General features: G+C 72.5%; 14 protein-coding genes. 11 read left to right on the top strand and 3 right to left on the bottom strand.

The annotated features are described in order from the left end of the window. On the bottom strand, positions 1-1,285 hold a 1,285-nt coding region (locus tag ACR9ZG_RS12585), incomplete at its 3' end, for an MFS transporter (RefSeq protein WP_481285186.1). Positions 1,286-1,290: 5 nt separating this feature from the next. Further along, positions 1,291-1,722 carry a MarR family winged helix-turn-helix transcriptional regulator gene (locus ACR9ZG_RS12580; protein ID WP_481285185.1) on the bottom strand — a complete coding sequence of 144 codons (432 nt, stop codon included), beginning with the start codon at positions 1,720-1,722 and terminating at the stop codon, positions 1,291-1,293. A 71-nt stretch (positions 1,723-1,793) separates the two neighbouring features. Between ACR9ZG_RS12580 and ACR9ZG_RS12575 the strand changes: the two genes are divergently transcribed. From ACR9ZG_RS12575 to ACR9ZG_RS12545, 7 genes are all read left to right on the top strand, one after another. Next, a complete protein-coding gene (locus ACR9ZG_RS12575; RefSeq protein ID WP_481285184.1) occupies positions 1,794-2,642 on the top strand; it encodes an alpha/beta fold hydrolase in 849 nt (282 codons plus the stop codon). A 94-nt stretch (positions 2,643-2,736) separates the two neighbouring features. Continuing rightward, positions 2,737-3,786 carry a lipoate-protein ligase LplAB gene (gene lplAB, locus ACR9ZG_RS12570; protein WP_481285183.1) on the top strand — a complete coding sequence of 350 codons (1,050 nt, stop codon included), beginning with the start codon at positions 2,737-2,739 and terminating at the stop codon, positions 3,784-3,786. Between the two features lie 187 nt (positions 3,787-3,973). Further along, positions 3,974-6,922: an HtaA domain-containing protein gene (locus ACR9ZG_RS12565; protein ID WP_481285182.1), complete on the top strand. Its 2,949-nt coding sequence runs from the start codon at positions 3,974-3,976 to the stop codon at positions 6,920-6,922. After that, entirely contained in the window at positions 6,919-8,064 is a 1,146-nt protein-coding gene (locus tag ACR9ZG_RS12560; protein ID WP_481285181.1) for a heme/hemin ABC transporter substrate-binding protein, read from the top strand. Before ACR9ZG_RS12565 ends, ACR9ZG_RS12560 begins: the two co-directional genes overlap by 4 nt. After that, a complete protein-coding gene (locus ACR9ZG_RS12555) occupies positions 8,064-9,158 on the top strand; it encodes a FecCD family ABC transporter permease (RefSeq protein WP_481285180.1) in 1,095 nt (364 codons plus the stop codon). The genes ACR9ZG_RS12560 and ACR9ZG_RS12555 overlap by 1 nt, the downstream gene beginning before the upstream one ends. Further along, complete coding sequence (locus tag ACR9ZG_RS12550; RefSeq protein ID WP_481285179.1) at positions 9,155-9,979, top strand: heme ABC transporter ATP-binding protein; 825 nt, start codon at positions 9,155-9,157, stop codon at positions 9,977-9,979. The genes ACR9ZG_RS12555 and ACR9ZG_RS12550 overlap by 4 nt, the downstream gene beginning before the upstream one ends. Beyond that, the gene (locus tag ACR9ZG_RS12545; protein ID WP_481285178.1) at positions 9,976-10,347 is read left to right on the top strand and encodes a hypothetical protein; all 372 of its coding nucleotides are present in this window, start codon (positions 9,976-9,978) and stop codon (positions 10,345-10,347) included. The genes ACR9ZG_RS12550 and ACR9ZG_RS12545 overlap by 4 nt, the downstream gene beginning before the upstream one ends. Here ACR9ZG_RS12545 and ACR9ZG_RS12540 read toward each other — a convergent pair. Continuing rightward, positions 10,307-10,591 (bottom strand): GNAT family N-acetyltransferase, encoded by a 285-nt coding sequence (locus ACR9ZG_RS12540; RefSeq protein ID WP_481285177.1) that lies wholly within the window; start codon positions 10,589-10,591, stop codon positions 10,307-10,309. The genes ACR9ZG_RS12545 and ACR9ZG_RS12540 overlap by 41 nt on opposite strands. A 49-nt stretch (positions 10,592-10,640) precedes the next feature. On the opposite strand from ACR9ZG_RS12540, the gene ACR9ZG_RS12535 reads away from it, so the two are divergent. The 4 genes from ACR9ZG_RS12535 (at position 10,641) to ACR9ZG_RS12520 (ending at position 17,717) form a co-directional block, all read left to right on the top strand. Next, positions 10,641-11,531, top strand: coding sequence for a DNA-methyltransferase (locus ACR9ZG_RS12535; RefSeq protein ID WP_481285176.1), 891 nt, complete (start codon positions 10,641-10,643; stop codon positions 11,529-11,531). Between the two features lie 71 nt (positions 11,532-11,602). After that, complete coding sequence (locus ACR9ZG_RS12530; RefSeq protein ID WP_481285175.1) at positions 11,603-12,427, top strand: phosphatase PAP2 family protein; 825 nt, start codon at positions 11,603-11,605, stop codon at positions 12,425-12,427. A 127-nt stretch (positions 12,428-12,554) separates the two neighbouring features. Then, complete coding sequence (locus ACR9ZG_RS12525; protein WP_481285174.1) at positions 12,555-16,604, top strand: hypothetical protein; 4,050 nt, start codon at positions 12,555-12,557, stop codon at positions 16,602-16,604. A gap of 15 nt (positions 16,605-16,619) precedes the next feature. Beyond that, complete coding sequence (locus tag ACR9ZG_RS12520) at positions 16,620-17,717, top strand: LacI family DNA-binding transcriptional regulator (RefSeq protein WP_481285187.1); 1,098 nt, start codon at positions 16,620-16,622, stop codon at positions 17,715-17,717. Positions 17,718-17,729: the final 12 nt, after the last annotated feature.

The raw sequence follows: 17,729 nt of genomic DNA, 5'->3' as shown, positions 1-17,729 counted from the left end.
AGATGTGTATAAGAGACAGTTCCAGCTCCTCGCGGGCGGCCTCGCGCGGCGTCAGCTCGACGCGCGGCACCATGCCGCTGAAGCGGACGCGGAGGCCGCGGTACTTCACGAGGTAGAAGACGCCGACCAGCGCCGCGGCGAAGCCGCTCGCCGCTCCGACGCCCAACGCCCAGCGCGGGCCGAAGGTGTCGGCCACCCAGCCGACGATCGGGGCGCCGACCGGCGTGCCTCCCATGAAGATCGCCATGTAGATCGCCATGACGCGGCCGCGGAGCACCGGGTCGGTGGTCATCTGCACGGTCCCGTTCGCGGTCGTCATCAGCGTCTGCGACGAGACGCCGATCGCGATCAGTGCGATCGCGAACAGCCAGAACGTCGGCATCACCGCGGCCAGCGCGCATCCCGCGCCGAAGAAGGCCGCTCCGGCGAAGAGCAGGGCGACCCGCGGCCGCTCCCGCCGGGCAGACAGCAGCGCGCCGACCACCGAGCCGATCGCCATGATCGACGACAGGACGCCGTACTCGCCCGCGCCCTGGTGGAACACGCTGACCGACATGGTCGAGATGAAGATCGGGAAGTTGAGTCCGAACGTCCCGATCAGGAACACCATGACCAGGATGACGACGATGTCCGGCCGGCCCCGCACGTACCGGAACCCGTCGACCAGGCTGCCGCGGCTGCGCGTCGCGCGCTCGCTGCGGTACAGCTTGTCCTTCCGCAGGGTCATGAGCGAGATCAGCACCGCCGCGAATGTCAGGGCGTTGATGAGGAACACCCAGCCCGCGCCGACGGCCGCGGTGAGCAGGCCCGCGACCGCGGGGCCGAGGAGGCGCGCGGCGTTGAAGGAGGCGGAGTTCAGCGCGACGGCGTTCGACAGGTTCGGCCCGGCCACCAGCTCCGAGACGAACGTCTGCCTGGCAGGCGCGTCGAAGGCGGCCACCGCGCCCAGCAGCAGCGCGAACACGTACACGTGCCAGAGCTGCACGACGCCCGTGACGGTGAGGAGGCCGAGCCCGAGCCCGAGCAGCCCCATCGCGCCCTGCGTCGCCATCAGCAGCTTGCGCCGGTCGAGCCGGTCGGCCGCCCAGCCGGTGACGGGGAGGAGCAGCAGCTGCGGCCCGAACTGCAGCGCCATCACGAAGCCGACGGCCGCGGCGTTGTTGTCGGTCAGCTGGGTCAGGACGATCCAGTCCTGCGCCGTGCGCTGCATCCACGTGCCGACGTTGGAGACGAGCGCCCCGGCCGCCCAGATGCGGTAGTTGACCCCCGCCAGGGAACGGAACATGGCACTCACGAGTCGGCGAGCTCCCGCATGATCGTTGCGGCCTCGGCGAGCGTCGCCCGCTGCTCGGCGGTGAGTGTGCGGAGGCGCTGGTGCAGCCAGGCGTCGCGGCGGCGGCGGGTCTCTGACACCAGCGCGTGGCCGGCGTCGGTGGGCACGACGACGACCTTGCGGCCGTCGACGGCGTCGGCCGTGCGGCGCACGTAGCCCGCCTGCTCGAGGTGGTTGACGGTGCGGTTCATCGACGGCGGCTTGACCCGCTCGTGGTCGCTCAGGGCGCCGATGGTGCCGGAGCCCTCGCGGACGAGGAAGGCGAGCGTCGAGGTCTGCGTGTCGCTGAGCTCGTCGTCCTCCTTCTCGGCGCGGAGCCGGCGGGACAGGCGCGCCACGGCGATCCGCAGCGCGCTGCTGAGATCGGGAGAGGTGGTTCGCGGTGCCATATAGTTAGCCTAACAAATTAGCAGTGCTAAAGATTCCCCTGGCTGCCGCGAACGTACGCCAGAATGACCCCGTGCGCGAGTTCTCCGCCGATGACGGCCTCCGGATCCTGTTCGACCACTATCCGGCCGAGCAGCCGCGCGCCGCGGTCCAACTGGCGCACGGCGTGGGGGAGCACGCGGGCCGCTACCGCCCGCTCGCCGAGCACCTCGTCGCCAACGGGTTCACCGTGTACGCCGACGACCATCGCGGGCACGGACGCACCGGCATGGAGCAGTGGCGCGGCGACGCGGCGCAGCTCGGGCGGCTGGGGCCGGGCGGGCTGCGCGCGGCGGTGGACGACCTCCACCGGTTCGGAAGGCTGATCCGCGAAGAGAACCCGGACCTCCCCCTCGTCTTCGTCGGTCACTCCTGGGGCTCGCTGATGGGGCAGCTGATCGTCAACCGGTACAGCGACGAGTACGACGCCGCGGTGTTCTCCGGCACGGCGTACCGGATGGTCGGCTCGATGAACAGCGGAGACCTCAACAAGCGGCACGCGCACCTCGGCACCACCGGGGCCGAGTGGCTGAGCCGGGACCCGGCGGTGGCCCAGGCGTTCATCGACGACCCGCTGACGACGCTCGTGCCGCTGCAGAAGCTGTTCGGGATGCTGGACGCCGCGCGGCTGATCGGCCGGCCGGCGCGGAGCCTGGCCCGCGACCTCCCGCTGCTCATCCAGGTCGGCGGCGACGACCCGCTGGGCGGTGAGCTGTCGGCGCGGCGGCTCGAGCGGGCGTACCGCGAGCGGTCGGGGCTGACGGATGTGACGACCATCGTCTATCCCGGCGCGCGCCACGAGGTCTACAACGAGACGAACCGCGAGGAGGTCTTCGCCGACCTGACCGCCTGGCTGACGGCCCGCATCCCCGCGCGCACGTAACCGCCGAGTACGCCGAATTCGGTCGAAAACGGTCGAGTACGCGGAGAATCGGCGTACTCGACCGTTGCCCGCCGGGCGGACTTAGGGTGGAGGCATGCATGGTGAGTACAAGGTTCCGGGGGGCAAGCTCGTCGTCGTCGATCTGGAGGTCGAGGAGGGGCGCATCGCGCAGTTCCGCCTCGCCGGCGACTTCTTCCTCGAGCCGGACTCGGCACTGGAGGCCATCGACCGCGCGGTGAACGGCCTCCCGGCCGAGTCGGACTCGAAGACGATCGCCGCCGCGGTCAAGGAGGCCCTGCCCGACGGCGCGATCCTGCTCGGCTTCTCGCCAGAGGCCGTCGCCGTCGCGATCCGCCGCGCGCTGGCCAAGGCGACCAGCTGGCGCGACTACGACTGGCAGATCGTGCACGCGAAGGCCGTCTCGCCGCAGCTGCACCTGGCGCTCGACGAGGTGCTCACCACCGAGGTGGGCGAGGGGAGGCGCGGCCCGACCCTCCGCATCTGGGAGTGGGAGGAGCCGGCCGTCGTGATCGGCAGCTTCCAGTCGGTCAAGAACGAGGTCGACCCTGAGAACGCCGAGAAGTACGGCGTGCAGGTGGTGCGCCGCATCACCGGCGGCGGCGCGATGTTCATGGAGGCCGGCTCGGTCGTCACCTACTCCATCTATGCGCCCGCCGACCTCGTGCAGGGCATGAGCTTCGCGGACAGCTACGCCTACCTCGACGAGTGGGCGATCATCGCGCTGAAGTCGCTCGGCATCGACGCGGTCTACCAGCCGCTCAACGACATCGCGAGCCCGAGCGGCAAGATCGGCGGCGCTGCGCAGAAGCGGCTGGGCTCCGGCGCCGTGCTGCACCACGTCACCATGAGCTACGACATCGACGGCCAGAAGATGACGGAGGTGCTGCGTATCGGCCGCGAGAAGATCAGCGACAAGGGCATCACCTCCGCCGCCAAGCGCGTCGACCCGCTGCGCAGCCAGACGGGCCTCAGCCGCGCCGAGATCATCGAGCAGATGAAGCTGACCTTCCGCACCCTGTACGGCGCGACCGACGGCGACATCACGCCGGCCGAGTACGAGGCCGCCGAGCGCCTGGTCGAGGAGAAGTTCGCGACGGACGCCTGGCTCTACCGCGTCCCGTAACTCCCCAGTACTCAGAAAATCGCCCGAAAACCGCCGAGTACGCAGAGATTCTGCGTACTCGGCGGTTTGTCGTTTGCGCTGGGCCACGCAACGAGCGCGGGGTCGCGGGGTTGCGGAGGAGGATGAGGGGTCTGTTAGGTTAGGCGAGGCTTAGTTAGTTAAGCCTTACCTAACTTCTTGGAGCGTCATGACCCGGACCCGATCCGCCCGCCGTCTGCTCGCCGTCGCGCTGGCCGGACTGCTCGCCGCCGCCGGCATCGCGGCCGTCCCGACCGCCGCCGTCGCCGCAGGCCCGGCGACGACCGTCACGCCGGCCACCGGCCTCGACCCGGCGGGAGCCGCGGTGACCGTCGGCGGCACCGGATTCACCCCGACCGGCGGCGGCGTCTTCGGCGTCTACGTCGGCGTCGGACCCAAGGCGGCCAAGGACAACGCCGACTGGTTCACCAACGCCGGCTACTACCAGGGCGTCAAGTGGGTCTCGACGATCGGCGCGGACGGCTCCTTCAGCCAGGCGCTCACCGGCATCACGCAGGTCTTCACCTCCAACGGCCGCCAGGTCGACTGCTCCACCGAGGAGTGCGGCGTCTACACCTTCGCCGCGCACGGCTCCGCCGACCGCACCCAGGACACCTACACGCCCATCGCGTTCCAGGCCCCGGCCGTCGAGCCCGCGGCGACGCAGCTGACACTCGCCGGCAACCCCGCAACGGTGAGGGAGGGCGAGGCCGTCACCCTGACCGCCACCGTCAGCCCCGCGGCGGCCGGTACGGTCACCTTCTCCGCTGGCGCCGGGGCGCTCGGCACGGCGGACATCGTCGGCGCCGTCGCGACCCTCACGACGAGCACGCTCGCCGTCGGCACGCACGCGATCACCGCCTCCTTCGCCCCCGCCGACCCGGCCGCCCACGCGCCGTCGACCGCTGCGGCCGTCACCATCGAGGTGGCCGCAGCACCCCAGCAGCCGGCGACGCCGACCGTCACCGTCTCTCCCGCGACCGGGATCGACCCCGCGGCTGGGACCGTGACCGTCGCCGGTTCCGGCTTCGCGACCGCGGGCCCCGGCTTCTACATCGGCGTCGGCCCGAAGTCCGCGAAGGACAACGCCGACTGGTACGTGAAGGCGTCCTACTACCAGGGCGTGAAGTGGGCCACCGTCGCGGGCACCTACGGAGCGAAGATCAACGCCGACGGCACGATTTCGATCGCGCTCGCGAACCTCACGCAGGTGTTCACCTCCAACGGGCGTCAGGTCGACTGCGCCGCCGAGGAGTGCGGGGTCTACACCTTCGCCGCGCACGGCTCGACCGACCGCAGCCAGGACACCTACACGCCGATCGCGTTCGCCGTGGCCGCGCCGCAGCCGATCGCGACCACCACGAGCCTGGCCGCGAGCGCGGCCGGCGTGAAGCAGGGCGCCAAGGTCACCCTGACCGCCACCGTCACCCCGGCCGCCGCCGGTACCATCGCGTTCTTCGACGGCTCGACGAAGCTGAGCTCCGCCCCGGTCGCCGCGGGCGTCGCCACAGTCGCCGTCAGCTCCCTCGCGGTCGGATCGCACACCCTCACCGCGGTCTTCACGCCGGCGGACGCGACCGCCTACACCGCCTCCACCTCCTCGGGCGTGCCCGTCACCGTGACGACGGCCCCGCAGCCGACCGGCCCGGTCGTCACCGCACCCGAGGTGCCCGCGAACGGCGGCGCCGTCACCGTCACCGGCCGCGGCTTCTCGAGCGCAGCGCCCGGCATCTACCTCGGCGTCGGACCGGCCGGCCACTCCGGCTTCTACGCCGGCTCCGGGCAGCTGACCGCCGGCAACACGATCTGGATCGGCCCCGGCAATGCGGAGGTCCCGGCCGGGGAGCAGCGCACGGCTCCGCTGAAGGCCGACGGCACCTTTTCGGTGACCCTGACCATCCCGGCGCCCACCGCCGCCGTGCCCGCGTACGCGATCTACACCTCCAAGGCGCACGGCCAGGGTCTCGCCGACCGGTCGCAGGACTCGGTGACCGCGCTGACCTACGCGGCCGCCCCGCAGCCTCCCGTCGACGGCGCCACGAAGACCGCGCTCTCGATCGACGTGCGCCCGGTCGCCGGAGCGGAGGACGCGCTCGACGTCACCGTGACGGTCACGCCTGCGGCCGACGGGACCGTCACGCTGTACGACCGCGGCGCGGTCGTCGCGAGCGGCCTGCGACTGCAGCCGGACGCGTCCGCGCTCACCACCGCCGCGCTGAGCACCGCCGGCACGGCGAAGGCCCTGGCCGCGGGAGGCTCGTCCTCCGTCACCGCGCGCCTCACCGGGCTCTCCTCCGGCACCCACTCGTTCACCGCCGCGTTCACGCCCGACGATCCCACGGCCTTCGCGCCGTCCGCCGCCCCGGTGGTGGAGCAGGCCGTGCAGCCCGCCGCGGTCGTCGCCCAGCCGATCCCGCAGGCCTCCCGCGACGAGCAGCCTGCCCCGGTCTGCGTGGCGCGCTCGGTCAGCGGCGCGAGCCTCGCCTGGGGTGTGAAGTCGAGCTTCCGCACCTACATCAGCGGCGGCATCGCGAACGGCTCGTGGAGTCTGGCGGGCGTCGGCTACGACGGCGGCGCCTTCACGTGGAGTGGCGGCGACGGCAGCTTCAACCCGTCCGAGACGCGCGGCCTGGTGCGGTTCCCCGGCAGCGTGTCGTTCACCGGCCACGAGGGCGTGCTGAACCTGACGCTCTCGAACATCGCGGTCCGCATCACGAGCCCCGGCTCGGCGACGCTGATCGCCGACGTGCACTCGACCGACATGGCCGGGACCCCGGCCGACTACTCCAGCGTCGCTTTCGCGAGCATCGCGCTCGACGGCGGCACGACCGGGTCCGCATACAGCGCGGAGGGAGCGTCGGCCACGCTGACCGCGGACGGCGCGAAGGCGTTCGCCGGCTTCTACAGCGCGGGCACCGCCCTCGACCCGATCGCGCTCCGGCTGCCGCTCGGCGGCGACGTGGAGTGCGACAGCACGACCACCTCCGGCCTCGCGTCGACCGGCTCCACCGGCCCCGGCGGCTGGCCGCTGCTCGGCGGGCTGCTCCTCCTGGTCGGCGTGGCCGCCGTGGTGGCCGTCCGGCGCCGCACCGCGCAGCCGGCCACGGAGGCCCGGTGAACCGCGACGATCGGACCCTCGTGGGCGGCGCCGGCACCGGCGCCGCCCACCGGCGTTCGCGCCGGCTTCTCACCCTGACGGCCATCGCGGCGCTCGCCGCCGTGCTGGCGGGCTGCGCCACGAATGCGCCCGCCGCCCCGAGCGGAACGACGCGCGCAACCGCGTCGACGCCCGCCGCGGGCGACCCGCTGCCCGACCCGCGCACGATCACCGGGCCGACGACCGCGGCCTCCATCGCCGAGATCGAGCCGATTGACGAGCATCCCGAGCCGGCGCTCCCGGTCACGGTGACCGACGCGACCGGCGCCTCCGTCACGGTCGCCGACACCAGCCGCATCCTGGCGCTCGACATCTACGGGACGCTCGCCGAGACGGTGGTCGGGCTCGGGCTGGGCGACGCGCTCGTCGGGCGCGGCGCCTCCAACACCCTCGACGTGATGAAGGACCTACCGCTCGTCACGCAGAACGGGCACGAGCTCAACGGCGAGGCGATCCTCGCGCTGCGGCCGACGCTCGTGCTGACCGATACGACGCTGGGGCCGCGCGAGGTGCAGGACCAGCTGCGCGCGTCCGGCGTGCCGGTCGTCTTCTTCGATCCGAAGCGGAGCATGGCGACCATCGGCGACCAGATCGAGGCCGTCGCCCACGCGGTCGGCCTCGACGCGACCGGTGAACGGCTCGCCGCCCGCACGGAGAAGGAGCTCGCCGAGGCGAAGGTCGACATCGCCGCGCTCGCTCCCGCCTCCGACGCCCAGCGGCTGCGGGTGGCCTTCCTCTACGTCCGCGGGCGCGCCGGCGTCTTCTTCCTGTTCGGGAAGGGGATGGGCGCCGGCGATCTCATCGCGGGCGTCGGCGCCGTCGACGTCGCCACCGAGGCCGGCATCACGGGCGCCAAGCCCGCCAACAGCGAGGCGCTTCTCGCGACGAATCCCGACGCGTTCCTCGTGATGACCGACGGACTCGCGTCGACGGGAGGCGTGGACGGGCTCCTCGAGCGTCCGGGCGTCGCCGACACGATCGCCGGGCAGCATCGCCGGATCGTGGACATGGCCGACGGGCAGCTGCTGTCGTTCGGACCGTCCACCCCCGCGGTGCTGCGCTCGCTGGCGGACGCCCTGTACCGGCCGGGAGGCGCGCACTGATGGCGTCCGCGGCGGAGACGGCTCCGCGCGCACGGCGGTCGCCCGCTGCAGCGGCCGTCACCCGTGCCCGCGGCCGCCGGGTCGCGGTCATCGGGACGCTCGCCGTGCTCATCGTCGCGGTCGCCCTCCTCTCTGCTGCCGTCGGACAGTTCGCGCTGAGTCCGGCCGAGATCCTCGCCTCGATCGGTCGCCGCCTCGGCCTGGCGCCGACGGCAGCGGGGGACCTCTATGCCGACGGCGCGCTCTGGAACGTGCGCTTCCCGCGGATCGTCCTCGGCCTCACGGTCGGCGCGGCGCTCGGCGTCGCGGGCGCGCTCATGCAGGGGGTCTTCGCCAACCCGCTGGCCGAACCGGCGGTCGTCGGCGTGTCGGCGGGCGCGGCGGTCGGCGCGTGCGCCGCGATCGTGTTCGGCCTCCAGACGTTCGGCGCGGCCACCGTGCCCGCGGCGGCCTTCGTCATGGGCATCGTGACGACCCTCCTCGTCTACGTGCTGTCGCGCGCGCAGGGCCGCACCCGGGTGCTCATGCTGGTGCTGACCGGCGTCGCGGTGAACGCGATCGCCAACGCGCTCATCGCGCTCCTCGTCTTCCTCGCCGACACCGCGAGCCGGGAGCAGATCATGTTCTGGCAGCTCGGGTCGCTGAACGGCGCCGGCTGGTCCGCGGTCGCCGTCACCCTGCCGCTGCTCGTCGTCGGCGTGGTCGGCGCGTCCCTCCTGGCCCGGCCGATGGATGCGCTCGCGCTCGGCGACCGGAGCGCCCGGCACCTCGGCGTGCCGGTCGAGCGGGTGCGCCTCCTGGCCATCATGCTCGTCGCCCTCCTGACCGCCGCGGCCGTCTCGTTCGCGGGGATCATCGCGTTCGTCGGGCTGATCGTCCCGCACCTGCTGCGGCTGCTCATCGGACCGGCGCACGCGGCGCTGCTGCCCGCGAGCGCGCTCGGCGGCGCACTGCTGATCGCCGTGGCGGACGTCGTCGCGCGCACCGCGGTGCCGTACGCCGACCTCCCGATCGGGATGTTCACCGCCCTCGTCGGCGGGCCGGTGTTCTTCGTGCTGCTGCGCCGGACGATCGCGACGGGGGAGCGCGCGTGACCGCGGCGGCCGCCGGCGTCGGCGCCGAGCTGCGAGGGGTGAGCGTCACGGTCGGCGCCCGCAGCATCCTCCACGGCGTCGACCTCGCCGTGCGGCCGGGCGAGCTGGTCGCGCTCATCGGGCCCAACGGCGCGGGCAAGTCCACCGCGCTCGGCGTGCTCGCCGGCGACATCGCCCCCGGCGAGGGGGCCGCACTCATCGACGGCCGGGAGGCGCACCGCCTCCGCCCGGCCGAGCTCGGCCGCCTGCGCGCGGTGCTGCTGCAGCAGAAGGGCGTCTCGTTCTCGTACCCGGTGCGGGAGGTGGTGGCCCTGGGGCGGATGCCCTGGGCGCGCACCCCGCAGAGCGACGACGACGAGGCGATCGTGGCCGACGCGCTCGCGGCGACCGGCACCTCCCACCTCGCCGATCGCGACGTCACGACCCTGAGCGGCGGCGAGCTCGCCCGCGTCTCGCTCGCCCGCGTGCTCGCGCAGCGCTGCCCGGTCGTGCTGCTCGACGAGCCGACCGACGCCCTCGACCTCGGCCATCAGGAGCAGGTGCTCGCGCTCGCGACCGGGCTCGCCCGGGCGGGCGGCGCGGTGCTGGCGGTGCTGCACGACCTCGACCTGGCCGCCGCCTACGCCGACCGGATCGTGCTGCTGGACCGCGGCCGGGTCGCTGCGGACGGGACCCCGGGGGAGGTGCTCACGGCCGACCGTGTCAGCGCGGTGTACGCGCACCCGGTCGACGTGATCCCGCATCCGGCGACCGGTGCTCCCTTGGTGCTTCCTGTGCGTCCACCGGCCGTCCGGCACCCCTCCGGTACCCTGGATCGGTGAATTGGTGGGTCCTGGTCGCGGTCGGCGCGATCGTCGCGGTGATCGTCGTCGGCGTGCGCCTGGGCTGGATCGACCTCTCCAACAAGGCCCGCCGCGGCTCCAGCACCATGAGCGGCGCCATCGGCGGCTCGTTCGACGAGGTCTTCGCGCCGACCAGGCACGAGGCCCAGCAGGAGCTCGACCGCCAGGCGCTGCTACCGGCTCCCGCACCGCTTCCGGGCGACCGCGGCGACGGCGGCTGGGAGGGCGGCCGGATCACGATCGACGTCGGCCCCGCCGGCCGCGGGCAGCGCGCAGAGGGCCGCGCCCCCAGCGAGGAGGGGCGGGCTACCGCCGTTGCAGACCGGCGTAGTCGGGGTGCTCGCTGAGCCAGCTCCGCACGTAGGGGCAGGAGGCCACGACGCGCAGCCGGGTGTTGTCGCGGACGTCGTCGAGAGCGGTCTCCACGAGGTGTGACGCCATCCCCCTCTCGCGCTTCTCGGGGTCGACCTCGGTGTGCGTGAAGACGATCGCGTCGTCGCGGAGGTCGTACTCGGCGACCCCGATCACCTCGCCGTCCTTGAGGAGGGCGTACCGGGACTGCTGTGGCTGGTTCTCCACCGTCAGGCTCATGGCGCCAGCGTATCCCGGCTGCGGGCGGGTCGTAGGCGAGAATGGACGCATGCTCGAAGCCCTCCCGGACACGCCTGCGCCGCGATGGCATCCGGGCGCACCCAGCACGGTCGTCCTCGGCGACAACCTGGAGGTGCTGGCCGGGCTGCCCGACCGCGCGTTCCGGCTGATCTACCTCGACCCTCCCTTCAACACCGGGCGCACCCAGACCCGGCGCAGCACCACGTCCGTCCGGACCGAGGGCGGCGCGGGCAGCGTGATCGGGTTCGGCGGCCGCAGCTACGAGCGCATCAAGGGCGACCTGCTCCGCTACGACGACCGGTTCGACGACTACTGGGAGTTCCTGGAGCCGCGGCTCATCGAGGCCTGGCGGGTGCTCGCCGACGACGGCACGCTGTACCTCCACCTCGACTACCGTGAGGCGCACTACGCGAAGGTGCTGCTCGACGCGCTGTTCGGGCGGGAGTCGTTCCTCAACGAGATCATCTGGGCCTACGACTACGGCGCGAAGACCAAGAACCGCTGGCCGGCCAAGCACGACACGATCCTCGTGTACGTGAAGGACCCCTCCTCCTACTACTTCGACTCCTCCGCGGTCGACCGCGAGCCGTACATGGCGCCCGGCCTGGTGACGCCCGAGAAGGCCGAGCTCGGCAAGCTGCCGACCGACGTCTGGTGGCACACCATCGTGTCGCCGACCGGCCGGGAGAAGACCGGGTACCCGACGCAGAAGCCGGAGGGCGTGCTCCGCCGCATCGTGCAGGCGTCGAGCGCCGAGGGCGATTGGGTGCTCGACTTCTTCGCCGGCAGCGGCACGACCGGCGCGGTGGCGGAGGCGCTCGGCCGCCGCTTCCTGCTCGTCGACAGCAACCCGGACGCCGTCGGCGTCATGCGGGAGCGGTTCGCGGCCACGGCACCCGGGGTCCGCTTCACGGAATGACACGCGGGCGACCCGGAACGCAGAGCGGTCGTGCGGACATTTCCGAGGACCGTGTGGAAGGGTTGTTGACTATGCGACCCGCGCTCCGAGCCCTGCCGTTCCTCTGGGGCGCGCTCGGAACGGCGGCCGCATTCACGGTCGTCTACATCGTCTTCGTACGCAGCTACATGGGCCAGGTGATCGACGAGCGCGCCTTCGCCGGGGCGGACGCCTGGAAGGGCGACCTGATCGACCTGGCCAACACGTTCCTCGACCTCCTGCCGGTGGCCTCGGTGGTCGCCGGCGCCGTGGTCGCCATCGTCGTCGTGCTGGTGCGCCGCAACTGGCTGATCTTCGCGATCGCGGTCGGTGCGGCGGTGGCGGCGAACGTCAGCACGCAGCTGCTGAAGTACGCCATCCTGTCCCGCCCGGCGAAGGGGGTGGATGTCGGGCTCGCGAACTCCCTCCCGTCCGGTCACACGGCGGTGGCGGCGTCGGCGGCGCTGGTCGTCTTCCTCGTCGCGTCGCCGCGGTTCCGGCCGCTCGCCGCGGTGGTCGGCGCGGTCTTCACGATCGCGGCGGGAGCCTCCACCCTGGTGGAGCAGTGGCACCGGCCCAGCGACGTGATCGCGGGCATGCTGGTCGTCGCGTTCTGGGCCTGCGTCGCGGGCCTGGTGCTCGCCGCCCTGCGACTGCGGCCGGCCGACCCTCCCGTCGGGGCCAAGCTCTGGACGCTCCTGTGGATCGCGGCGGTGTGCACGGTCGGCGCGGTGGTGTCGCTGTTCGTGACCTACTTCTCGGCGCAGTCGGGCGCCGAGCACCTGTTCATCGCGTACGCGGGAGGCGTGGCGGCGATCGTCGCCACCGGCTTCGTGCTCGCGGTGATCGGCAACCGGCTGTTCCGGGCGCTGGCGTAGCCTGCGAGACGGCCGATCGTATCGATAAAACCCGCCCTTGATTTTATCGGTACAAACGCAGTACGTTCTCAGTCGACGCGTGGCGCACGGCGCCCGCATCTTCTGACAACGGTGTGGAAGGCCAGCGATGACTCGAACCATTCGAAGGGGCCGCGCGACCGCGGCCATCGCGCTGACAGCGCTGCTGGCGTCGGTGACGACGCCGGTCCTGTCCGCGACGGCGGCGGGACCGGCTCCCGCACCCGTGCTCGTCGGCAGCGAGGCGCTCCCCGGCGGCGCAGGAGCGGCCGGGTCGATCGACCTGACGGCGCTCGGCACCCTCGGCTGGGTGCACGCCGACGGCAGCGGAACCGAGACGAAGGCGTCGGCCTCCGACCCGCTGGAGCTCACGAACCTCCACCCGGCGACCCCGCTCGCCACCCTCACCGACAGCCCGATCGCGTTCAGCTGGTCGGACGGCGCGGGGCAGGCCTCCGCGTCGGGCGTCACCACGGGTGCGGTGTACCGCTACGACCTCAGCACGGTCGGTGACACCACGGGTTACGACGCCGGTTACCGGCTCACCGTGCCGGCCGCCGAGTCCGTGCGCCAGGTCGTCCTGGTGAGCGGCATCTGGCAGGCGGACGCGCAGTTCAGCGTGACCTCGCTCGACGGCTCCGCGGTCTCCAGCACGCAGCTGTCGGCAGGAGGGTCGGCCGCGGTCAGGAAGACCACCGTGACGATGCGCCCCGGTCAGGGCGCGGTCATCTCGGCGACGCTGCGCGCCGTGCACGGCCGCGACGGCAACGTGTCGTTCATGGGCGCGGCGCTGCGCTCGCTCGAGAGCGGGCCGCAGCTCGCGACCGCGCCGGTGCCCTCCACGATGGACCTCACGGCCGAGGGCACGCTCGACTGGCTGCACCTCGACGGCTCGACCGTCGAGCGCTCCGCCGACGGCGACGGCTCGCTCGGGGTCGCCAACCGCGACGCCTCCGGGCCGATCAACCAGCAGGGGGACAACCCCGCGAGCTACTCCTGGACCAACGGCACCACGGTCGTCCAGCAGCCCGGCACCCGCACGGGCGGCGTGTTCCTCGCCCGCAGCGGCGACTTCAGCCGGCCCTGGGGCTGGGACCTCACCGTCGCCGCCGGCGACAGCCCCCGGACGCTCCGCTTCGTCGCCGGCGCCTGGCAGGCGAGTGCCCAGCTGACGGTGACCCTCGACGGCGCGAGCACCCCGGTGCTGACCGACGGCAGCCTGACCGCGGGGGGCGCGGCGGTCAGTTACCTCTACACCGTCTCGCTCCCGGCCGGCTCCTCCGCGAAGATCAGCGCACAGCTGACGAACACGACCGAGGCGAACGGGAACGGCAACGTCACCCTCGCCGGTGTGACGCTTGCCGAGCAGGACTTCCACGCGGCGCTCACCGCGCTCGTGCAGCAGGCCGACGCCGCGGACGTGTCCGGTGCGGATCCCGCCATGGCCGACCAGCTCGCCCGCGAGGTGGAGGTCGCGAAGGCCCTGCTCGCCGACGCCGGGGCCTCCGCCCTCGACATCCAGCGCGAGGTGTCGCTGCTGCAGGCGGCACTGGCCGCGGCGACCGCGAGCTCCAGCAGCGCCCAGTACACCTACCAGACCAACCCCGGCCTGACCGCGTCGTTCGGCTGGGAGGGCGATAAGGATGCTCCGATCGCCTTCATCGACGGCAGCTACCGCCTGCGCGACCACGGCAACACGATCGTGACGTTCGGCGTGCCCGACATCCCGGGGAAGATCGGGTGGCGCAACGCGGAGGGCTACCTTCCCGCCTTCATCAGCACGTACGCGAAGGGCGGCCTCGAGTTCACCGTCAAGAGCTTCTCCGACGAGGTGACCGTCGGCGGCAACCGCTTCGAGGTGGCGTACTCGCGCATGACCACCAAGAACACGACCGGCGCCGAGGCGACGCTGCCGCGCGTCTCCAGCGCGCTCGTACCGCTCAACGCCGCCGCGGCCGAGACGACGATCGCGGCGGGCGCCACCGTCGTGCGCGACTACGCGATCGGCGCCGACCGGTTCGGCAACACCTACAGCTGGCCCACCGATGCGCAGCTGAAGGCGCTCGGCTCGTACGACGAGCACTACGACCACATGCGGGACTACTGGAACGACCGCCTCTCGGCGATCGCCGACATCACCGCGCTGCCGGACGAGCGGCTGATCGACGCCTACAAGGCCGGTTACATCTACACGCTGCTCATCCGCGACGACGTGAACGGCCAGAAGCAGCTCCATGTCGGCGAGAACGGCTACGACGAGATGTTCGATCACGACACCATCGGCATCGTCTCGAACCTGCTGAACCTGGGCGACTTCACCTACGCGAAGGACTACCTCGCCACGCTGCCGGCCCAGCTGCAGTACCAGGACGCGAAGTGGAAGTACAGCGTTCCGTACGCCATCTACCTGCAGCGCACGGGTGACGATGGCTTCGTCCGCGACCACTTCGATGTGATCAAGACGAACACGCACACCATCTCGAGCGATCGGGAGGACGGCGGCGCCGGCATCATCAAGATCACCAACGCCATCGACTCCGACGGGCACTGGACGGTCGACAACTGGTCGGCGCTCTACGGCCTCTCGACCTACGCGTACCTGGCCGAGAAGCTCGGCGAACCGGCCGAGGCCGCCTGGGCGAAGGCCGAGTACGCCAGCCTGATGGCAGCGGCGAACGCGAAGCTCGACGCGACGCGGGCGCAGTACGGACTCGACTACATCCCGATGGCGATGGACGAGCCGAACGAGACGGGCCCGCGCAGCGACCCGCGCGACGCGAACTGGGCCTCGATGTTCCTGTTCGGCGGCTGGGCCTGGGACAGCTATCTCTACGGCATGCCGCAGTCCGGCTCGATGCTCACCGACATCGATCAGACCTATGCGTACGGCATCGACCGGCGCAAGGACGTCTCCGACTCCCCCTACAACTTCGGCGGCTACCCGCACGGGTTCTACTCGAGCGCGTACAACGCCGGGTACGGCGGGGCCGCGCTGCGGGGCGAGCAGTACCGCGACATCGGCATCAGAGCGTACGAGTTCATGATCGACCACTCGCAGAGCGGGCCCTTCGGCTGGTGGGAGGGTGTCGCCTACCCCAGCGACGGCTCGCCCTGGGACATCGCCCACGCGTCGGGCGGCGGCGGCTCGGACCAGCACATGTGGGGCCAGGCCATGAACACCAAGGTGCTCTTCGACTCCCTGGTGTCGCTGGCCTCCGACGGTTCGCTGATCGTCGGCCGCGGTGTGCCGACGGACTGGGTGGCCGACGGCAAGAAGGTCGCGCTCGACGACTTCCCGGTCAGCGACGGAGGCCGCATCGGCTACTCGCTGGAGGCGAAGAAGAACACGGTCACGCTCTCGTTCAGCGGCGACCTCGACAAGGTGCCCGCCATCAGCGTGCAGCTCATGGCGCTGAAGGGCAACATCGCCTCGGTGAACGTCAAGGGCGCGAAGGTCGACGCGGCCGCGGGCACCGTGTCGCTGCCGAAGGGCGCCACGAAGGTGACGATCACGCTGGGCCACCCCGTGCTCAGTGCGACGAAGGCACCGAGCATCTCGGGCAAGCCGGTCGTGGGCAGCACTCTCACGGCCGAGCCCGGGACGTGGTCGGCCGCGGGCGCGAGCTTCGCCTACCAGTGGCTCCGCGACGGTCAGCCGATCGAGCTGCCCGCCGCGGTCGCCGCGGGGAGCGCCGCTGCCCTCGCCGCCACGGTCGCTCAGCCGGCCGCCGCCGCGACGGGCTCGACCTACACGCCGACCTCCGCCGATGCCGGGCATGCCATCTCGGTGCGTGTGACGGCCTCCCTCGCCGGCTACGGCGATGGGACGGCAACCTCTGCCGCGGTGCCGGAGGCGCGAGCGATCCTGCGGCGACAGGTCCGGGCGCCGGCGTGCTCGCCAGCACCGGGAGCGGCGCGGTGTGGCCGCTGGGCCTGCTGGCCGCGGCGCTCCTCGCGGTCGGGGCCGTCGCCTTCGCCACGCGGCGCCGCCGGCGCGCATGACCCGGCGGGGGGGGGGGGGGGGGGGGGGGGGGGGCGCCCGGGGGGGGGGGGGCGGGCCCGCCCCCCCGGGGGGCCGGGGGGGCCCCTCCCGGGGGGGGGGGCGGGGGGGGCGGGCCCCCCGGGCCCCCCCCGTCGCCGTGCAGGCATGGCCGACTAGTCTGGACGGGTGGCGATGAGGGCGAGCCGGCCGAAGGTGACCATGGCGGACGTCGCGCGCGATGCGGGTGTCTCGGTCATGACGGTCTCGTACACCTACAGCAGCCCGCACCGCGTCTCTCCCAAGACGCGGGAGCGGGTGACCGCCTCCGCGCAGAAGCTCGGCTACCAGGGCCCCAACCCGTCGGCTCGGTCGCTGCGGCAGGGCAAGAGCCACAGCGTCGCCGTCGTCGTGGGGGAGGGACTGGCCTACGCCTTCGACGATCCCCAGTCGAGCCGGTTCCTTGCGGGGGTGGCCGCCGTCTGCGTCGAGTTCCAGCAGAGCCTCACCCTCCTCCCGGTCAGCGGTGACGAGGCCGACGGCGACCGCATCCACCAGTCGAGCGCCGACGCGTTCATCTGGTGGACCGGCGTCTCGGAGGGGCCGCTGCTGGAGGCGCTGATCGCGGCGGGCAAGCCGGTCGCCATCCAGGGCGCCCAGCCGGACTCGCTGCGCGACCCGGACTTGCAGGTGAGGGAGCGCGTGCACGTCGTCACCATCGACGACCGCGCGGCAGCGGAGGCGATCGCCGAGGTGACCTTCGCCGGCGCCGCGGCGCCCGCGGTCGTGAGCTTCGCCCTCGACGACGACCAGGATCCGATCATCGTGCTCGGCCCCGCGCTCGACGGCATCCGCTTCCCGGGCGCGCGCCAGCGCCTCCAGGGGTTCCGGGCAGCCTGCGAGCGACTCGGGCACGCCTGGGAGACCGTGCCGGTCGCGGTGGTCAGCCGCAACCACCGGCAGGACGCCCGCCCGCTGATCGAGGAGTTGTTCGACCGCGAGGTGCGACCGGACGCGGTGGTCGCCATGAGCGACCAGCTGGCCCTCGGCGTGCTCGACGTGCTGGCGGATCGCGGACTGACGGCGCCGGCAGACGTGGCGGTCAGCGGGTGGGACGACTCCGCGGAGGCGGAGCAGCACGGTCTCACCAGCGTGCACCAGTCGCTCGAGGAGCAGGGCACCCGATGCGCCCTGCTCGCTCTCGGCCAGCTCAGCGGTTCGGCGCAGGCCGATGGGGTCGAGGAGCCGTGGTCGCTCGCGGTGCGCGCGACGACACGGCAGGCGCACGGCTGAGCGGAGCAGGCC

The organism is Leifsonia sp. KNZ12-8B (assembly GCF_056755495.1).
The sequence above is the reverse complement of the archived record's forward strand: the minus strand, read 5'-3'. Positions and strand labels throughout refer to the sequence as shown.

Bases quoted from the DNA above. Each gene is read 5' to 3' on its own strand.
- lplAB (WP_481285183.1), top strand. From the start codon at position 2,737: ATGCATGGTGAGTACAAGGTTCCGGGGGGCAAGCTCGTCGTCGTCGAT.
- ACR9ZG_RS12565 (WP_481285182.1), top strand. From the start codon at position 3,974: ATGACCCGGACCCGATCCGCCCGCCGTCTGCTCGCCGTCGCGCTGGCC.
- ACR9ZG_RS12555 (WP_481285180.1), top strand. From the start codon at position 8,064: ATGGCGTCCGCGGCGGAGACGGCTCCGCGCGCACGGCGGTCGCCCGCT.
- ACR9ZG_RS12535 (WP_481285176.1), top strand. From the start codon at position 10,641: ATGCTCGAAGCCCTCCCGGACACGCCTGCGCCGCGATGGCATCCGGGC.
- ACR9ZG_RS12580 (WP_481285185.1), bottom strand. From the start codon at position 1,722: ATGGCACCGCGAACCACCTCTCCCGATCTCAGCAGCGCGCTGCGGATC.
- ACR9ZG_RS12525 (WP_481285174.1), top strand. From the start codon at position 12,555: ATGACTCGAACCATTCGAAGGGGCCGCGCGACCGCGGCCATCGCGCTG.
- ACR9ZG_RS12520 (WP_481285187.1), top strand. From the start codon at position 16,620: ATGAGGGCGAGCCGGCCGAAGGTGACCATGGCGGACGTCGCGCGCGAT.
- ACR9ZG_RS12530 (WP_481285175.1), top strand. From the start codon at position 11,603: ATGCGACCCGCGCTCCGAGCCCTGCCGTTCCTCTGGGGCGCGCTCGGA.
- ACR9ZG_RS12540 (WP_481285177.1), bottom strand. From the start codon at position 10,591: ATGAGCCTGACGGTGGAGAACCAGCCACAGCAGTCCCGGTACGCCCTC.